Source organism: Prevotella amnii CRIS 21A-A, from assembly GCF_000177355.1.
Classification (GTDB): domain Bacteria; phylum Bacteroidota; class Bacteroidia; order Bacteroidales; family Bacteroidaceae; genus Prevotella; species Prevotella amnii.
Genome location: NZ_ADFQ01000096.1, coordinates 1 through 6,400, shown reverse-complemented (window position 1 = coordinate 6,400; position 6,400 = coordinate 1). Strand labels below are relative to the sequence as shown.

Here is a 6,400-nt window from a genome sequence, read left to right as displayed (position 1 = left end):
ATAGCTCTTTTGTGCCTTATAAAAAGAATCAGCATAAAGCTTGTCAGTACAAACTTTATGCTGAAATATAGTTTTTAAGGGACGACTAGTTAATAGTAGGACAACTTGCCTAAATTACAATGTGGTAAGAATCTTTTGTAAAGCATATAAGTTCTTGTAATAAATCTTTATATTATCATTTTCAGCCGTATAAAGGTGTATCAAGTGTATAAAAATATTGTAGTTTCTGTCTATTTTATATACTTAAGTATTGCTATCATTATCATATACAATGACGCGCTTTGCTCATAGTTGTTTTTTTTGCAAAAGCAAGAATAATTTAGGGTAACGCTTCTCACGAGATATAATCTCTTTTGGTTATCTTGTTCTTGCAAAATAAAAATATAACTCTGAGTAAAGATAGTCATTTTACCAGACAGCAATAAAAAAAGATATTTTAGTGAAGCTTTTAATTACCCATATCTGACAAGAACTTTATTCGTGCTAATCGTATTTCATCTTCAGAAAAGCTACCATCAAGCTCATCCATAGCGCTATCAATACTATCAGATGTACTATTCATAAAGTAGTCATGTATATCTTCTATTTGATCATCATCGAAAATTTCTTCTATTTCATAATCTATATTTAGCTTTGTCCCGCTATATACTATTTCTTCTATTTTTGCAAGTAATTCTGTATATGATAGTCCTTCTGTAGAAGCAATATCATGAAAAGGAATTTTACGATCTATACTTTGTATTATCTTTACTTTCTGCATAGATTTCTTGGCAACAGTTCGTACGCGAAGTTCATCAGGACGTTCTATTTCTTTTTCTTTACAATATTTATGTATTAATTTATAGAACTCTTCGCCATAACGTTTAGCTTTACCAGCTCCAACACCTTGAATGTTTTGAAGTTCCTGTTCGTTAATAGGATACATCATAGCCATTTGTTCTAAAGACACATCTTGAAAAACAACATACGGAGGTACGCCAAACTTATGTGCAACTGTTTTTCGCAATCCTTTTAGCATAGTAAAAAGCTCAGGATCTAAAACTGATCCTCCATTATAGCTATCAATATCATTGACATCTTCTTTAAACTCAGCATCAAGCACTATCATAAAAGACTCTGGCGATTTAATAAATTTCTCTCCCTTCGCAGTAATTTTTAGTAAGCCATATAATTCTACACTTTTCTTTATATATCCTTTTAAAATTGCTTGACGTATTACGGGATTCCAAACTTTGTTGTTTATATTTTCGCCAGCTCCAAAAGTTAATAGTTTTTCATGCTTATGATCACGAATATCATCGGTGGCTCTGCCCTTTACAAAATCAATAATATACTCTTGTCTAAAATTTTCTTTCAACTCTTTAATAGCTTGAAGAACTATCTTTAAAGGGTCTTTCGCTTCTATAAGTGTCTTAGGATTACGGCAATTATCACACATGCCACAATTATCTTTTGGATATTCTTCTCCAAAATAGTGAAGTAAAAGTTTGCGTCTACATACTGAAGATTCTGCGTATGCCTCTGTCTCTTGCAATAACTGTCGCCCAATATCTTGCTCTGCTATAGGCTTTCCTTCCATAAACTTTTCTAATTTCTTTAGATCATTTCGAGAATAAAAAGCTATGCAGATACCTTCTTCTCCATCACGACCGGCTCTACCAGTTTCTTGATAATAACCTTCTAAGCTCTTAGGAATGTCATAATGGATAACAAAGCGAACATCAGGCTTATCAATACCCATTCCAAAGGCTATTGTTGCAACTATAACATCAATATCCTCCATAAGGAATTGATCTTGCGTTTTAGAGCGTGTTTCAGAATCAAGACCTGCATGATAAGCAGCTGCTTTTATATCATTAGCAATTAATATTGCTGCAAGTTCTTCTACTTTCTTACGAGACAGACAATATATGATACCACTTTTACCTGAGTGTTGCTTTATGAAACGGATAATCTGCTTATTTGTGTCATCTTCATTTTTCTTAAAGCGTACTTCATAATAAAGGTTAGGGCGATTAAAAGAACTCTTAAATTCTAAACACCCTTCTATGCCTAAGCTGCGCACAATATCCGTTCGTACCTTATCGGTTGCTGTCGCTGTAAGAGCTATGATAGGAGCTTTACCTATTTCGTCGATAGCTGTGCGTATCTTACGATATTCTGGACGAAAGTCATGTCCCCATTCTGAAATACAATGAGCCTCATCTATAGCATAAAAACTAACTTTTATAGTTTTTAAAAAAGCTATATTATCTTCTTTATTAAGCGACTCTGGAGCAACGTATAATAACTTTGTTTTACCTACTCTAATATCATTTCTTACACTATCTATTTCTGCTTTCTTAAGAGAAGAATTAAGGAAATGTGCAACACCATCAGTTTCACTTATACCGTTTACAACATCTACCTGATTTTTCATCAATGCTATAAGTGGAGAAACTACGATAGCCGTTCCTTCCATAATAAGTGAAGGTAGCTGGTAACATAGGCTCTTTCCTCCACCTGTAGGCATTAATACAAAAATATCATTGCCTGCAAGAAGATGAAGAATAATAGACTCTTGCTCACCCTTAAAGTTGTCGAAACCAAAGAAATGTTTCAGTTTTTCAATAAGATTTACCTCTTTAATCATTGTAAATAGATTAATGTTTTTGCTATCTTTATATTAGAGTTGAAACAAACTTTTTTATATGTAGTAACATAACTACATACTTAGAATATCTTTATTTATTTAAAAACCTTAGAATTACATCTTTTTGAGATGTGACTTATTTAGCTGTGCTATAACGTAATCTTTAGTTACTTCAAAATTTTTAATGTTTTGTGATGGAATTTCAAACATAGCGTCCATCATTACTGACTCTACTATTGAACGTAAACCACGTGCTCCGAGCTTATATTCTACAGCTTTATCTACAATATAATCAAGAGCCGAATCAGTAAAGCTCAGCTTAATGCCATCCATATCAAAGAGTTTTATATACTGTTTTACTATAGAGTTTTTAGGCTGTACTAATATTCGGCGTAAAGCATCTCTGTTTAAAGGAGTGAGATAAGTAAGTACTGGTAAACGACCAATAATTTCAGGAATTAATCCAAATGATTTTAGGTCTTGTGGCAATACATACTTCATTAAATCTTCTTTATCTATCTTAGCTACATTTTGTACAGAATTATATCCCACAACATGAGTGTTTAAGCGTTGAGCTATTTTGCGTTCAATTCCGTCAAAAGCACCACCACAGATAAATAATATATTCTTAGTATCTACATGAATATAATCTTGATCAGGGTGCTTACGTCCTCCCTTAGGAGGTACATTAACTATAGTTCCCTCGAGTAATTTTAACATGCCCTGCTGTACGCCTTCACCACTAACATCACGGGTGATGCTTGGGTTATCGCTTTTACGGGCTATCTTATCTATCTCGTCAATAAAAACAATACCACGCTCTGCAGCGGCTACATTATAATCGGCTACTTGGAGTAAACGTGATAAGATACTCTCAACGTCTTCACCTACATAACCTGCTTCTGTAAACACTGTAGCATCGACAATAGTAAATGGGACTTCAAGCAATTTAGCAATGGTACGTGCTAAAAGGGTTTTACCAGTGCCTGTAGAACCTACCATAATAATATTGCTTTTTTCTATTTCTACGCCATCATCTTTCTTCTGCTGTTGTAAACGCTTGTAATGATTATATACAGAAACAGATAGGTATCGTTTAGCCTCATCTTGTCCTATTATATATTCATCGAGATATTTTTTTATTTCTTGTGGTTTTGGGACTTTCTTAAGATTTATTTTCTTATTATTATCTGATGATGTATGTTCTTCTGATACTATGCCAGATTGCATAACTATTCGATAAGCCTGCTGAGCGCAATCATTACATATAAATCCATGAAGACCATTTATAAGAAGTTTTACGTCCTTTTCACTTCTACCACAAAAGCTACATTTATTCAAAGCCATTAAATACTTATTATTTTTTACGTACAAGAACCTCGTCTATCATGCCATAAGCCTTTGCCTCTTCTGCTGTCATCCAGTAGTTACGATCACTATCGTTCCAAACTTTTTCAAAAGGCTGATGCGAATGGGTGCTGATTATTGTATAAAGTTCTTTTTTAAATTTTTGAATTTCCTTTGCTTCTATTTCTATATCAGAAGCCTGACCTTGCACACCTCCCAGCGGCTGATGTATCATTACACGGCTATGAGGTAAAACCGAGCGTTTCCCTTCCTGACCAGCTACAAGTAAAACAGCTCCCATAGATGCAGCCATACCAGTACAAATAGTAGCAACATCGCTAGAAATAAATTGCATTGTATCATAAATGCCAAGCCCTGCTGTAACGCTTCCTCCAGGGGAGTTTATATATATAGAAATGTCTTTACCTGAATCAACTGAGTCGAGGTAAAGCAGCTGTGCCTGTAGAGTGTTGGCAGTATAATCGTCTATCTGAGTACCTAAAAAAATGATACGATCCATCATAAGACGTGAAAATACATCCATTTGGGTAACATTTAGCTGACGTTCCTCTAAAATGTAAGGATTAAGATACTGATTTTGAGTTTTTATAACATCATCTATAACCATACCACTCATTCTGAGATGTTGTGTGGCATATTTGCGAAAATCATTCATGTTTTATTTATACCTTTTGTTTAATTAGACAAATAGAGATTACTGACCTCTCCGCTTTATCTTTATGTGTTAGTGTTAAAGATTATGCCAAAAGTTATGACATAACCTATTATACTTAACACAAAGATAACGAAAAAATCGGTAATCTCTATATATTATAAAGGATTATTTTCTAAAAAATATATTATTTGCCGTTTACCAGTTTGTTAAACTCATCAAGGCTCACAGTCTTTTTATTCAATTTAACAACGCCTTTCAGCTTATCAGCGAGCTTACGTTCGAGAGCAGCTTCTACAAAAGAATCAACATTTTCATGTTTCTTTAGCATTTCGTCAGCATAATTATTTAAATATTCATCAGGAACATTAGTCATGCCATATTGTGCAAACTGAGTTCGAGCCATTTGGATAGCACTCTCGCGGACATCTTTATCTTCTACCTTAATATCATTAGCTTCAGCAAGATGCTCTTTTATTAGATGCCATGTAAGCTCTTTTATACTACCCTCATAGTTCTTTTCAACAAAATCAGCTCCCTTATCTTTATTATTAGCTATCATAATGCGTTTAAGCAAAGCTTCAGGGAACTCTAACTTCCCAACCTTCTTTTCCATGTGAGAACGAAGATCTTGGATAAACTTATAATTAGAATCGATTTCAAGCTGAGAAGCTAATCCGTCTGCGATGACTTTGCGAAAAGCTGCTTCGTCTTCTATTTTAGCATCTTTACCATAAACGTTTTCCCATAATTCCTTATTATTCTCAGCCTTAACGAAACGAGAAATCTCTGTAATTTGATAAGAGAAGTCGCCTGTATGGTTAGCTATTTCTTCTTTATTAATCTTTAACAAAGATGATACTTCTGTGTCGTTGTCTGGATATGCTGCGCGTGGATTCCAAGTTATAATATCACCTAACTTGGCACCTTTAAATAAGTTCTTCTGATCTTCTACTTTAATGTATTGTGGCATTAATACTGCACCCTCTACCGTTATACCTCCTTCGAGAGTATTGCCATTTGCATCTAATTCGCGGAGATCTCCTTTTAACATATCACGCTTTTCTATATCAAAATCTTCTGCTTTGTCATAATGACCTGCACGATTTTGATACATTTCCACTTGTTGATCTATTAATTTGTCATCTACTTCTATTTCATAAAAGTCTATTTTATCTTTACCGCTTAATGCTGCTTTAAATTCAGGAGCAATTGCAAGATCAAACATAAAAGTATATGGAGCTTCTTTTTCTAAGTCTACTGCCCCTTGTTTTTCAGAAGCCATTGGCTGACCTAATACCTGAATTTTATTATCAACAATATACTTCTGCAAATTCTCTCCAAGAAGTTTATTAACAACATCCATTTTAATTTGTGTGCCATACTGACGTTTAAGCAGCCCCATAGGAACTTGTCCTGGACGGAAACCGGGAATGTTTGCGCGCTTGCGATAGTCCTTTAGAGTTTTATTTACCTCTTCCCTATAGTCTGCTTCTTCTACAGTAATGGTCATCAAACCATTAATTTTGTCTGGATTTTCAAATGAAATATTCATTTTTAGATGTTTATTATATTATTTATTATTATTATTAAAACCGTATTTTACATAAAAGCACATAATATGCCATAGACCATTATAAAGTGCAAAGATAATGATTTTTTAATTGACAGCCAATTTATTAATGTCTAAAAACAATATACCCTGACTTAACCTTATTTATTTTCTATTCTAATTATCTTATTATATT

Annotated in this window: 4 protein-coding genes; all 4 read right to left on the bottom strand. The window is 33.7% G+C overall.

The features are described from left to right. Positions 1-448: 448 nt before the first annotated feature. Entirely contained in the window at positions 449-2,632 is a 2,184-nt protein-coding gene (gene recQ, locus HMPREF9018_RS09020; RefSeq protein ID WP_008450759.1) for a DNA helicase RecQ, read from the bottom strand. Between the two features lie 114 nt (positions 2,633-2,746). Further along, entirely contained in the window at positions 2,747-3,979 is a 1,233-nt protein-coding gene (gene clpX / locus HMPREF9018_RS09015) for an ATP-dependent Clp protease ATP-binding subunit ClpX (protein WP_008450764.1), read from the bottom strand. A 10-nt stretch (positions 3,980-3,989) separates the two neighbouring features. Continuing rightward, positions 3,990-4,655 carry an ATP-dependent Clp endopeptidase proteolytic subunit ClpP gene (gene clpP, locus HMPREF9018_RS09010; RefSeq protein ID WP_008450762.1) on the bottom strand — a complete coding sequence of 222 codons (666 nt, stop codon included), beginning with the start codon at positions 4,653-4,655 and terminating at the stop codon, positions 3,990-3,992. 184 nt (positions 4,656-4,839) lie between these two features. After that, positions 4,840-6,207 (bottom strand): trigger factor, encoded by a 1,368-nt coding sequence (gene tig / locus HMPREF9018_RS09005; RefSeq protein ID WP_008450761.1) that lies wholly within the window; start codon positions 6,205-6,207, stop codon positions 4,840-4,842. Positions 6,208-6,400 lie beyond the last annotated feature (193 nt).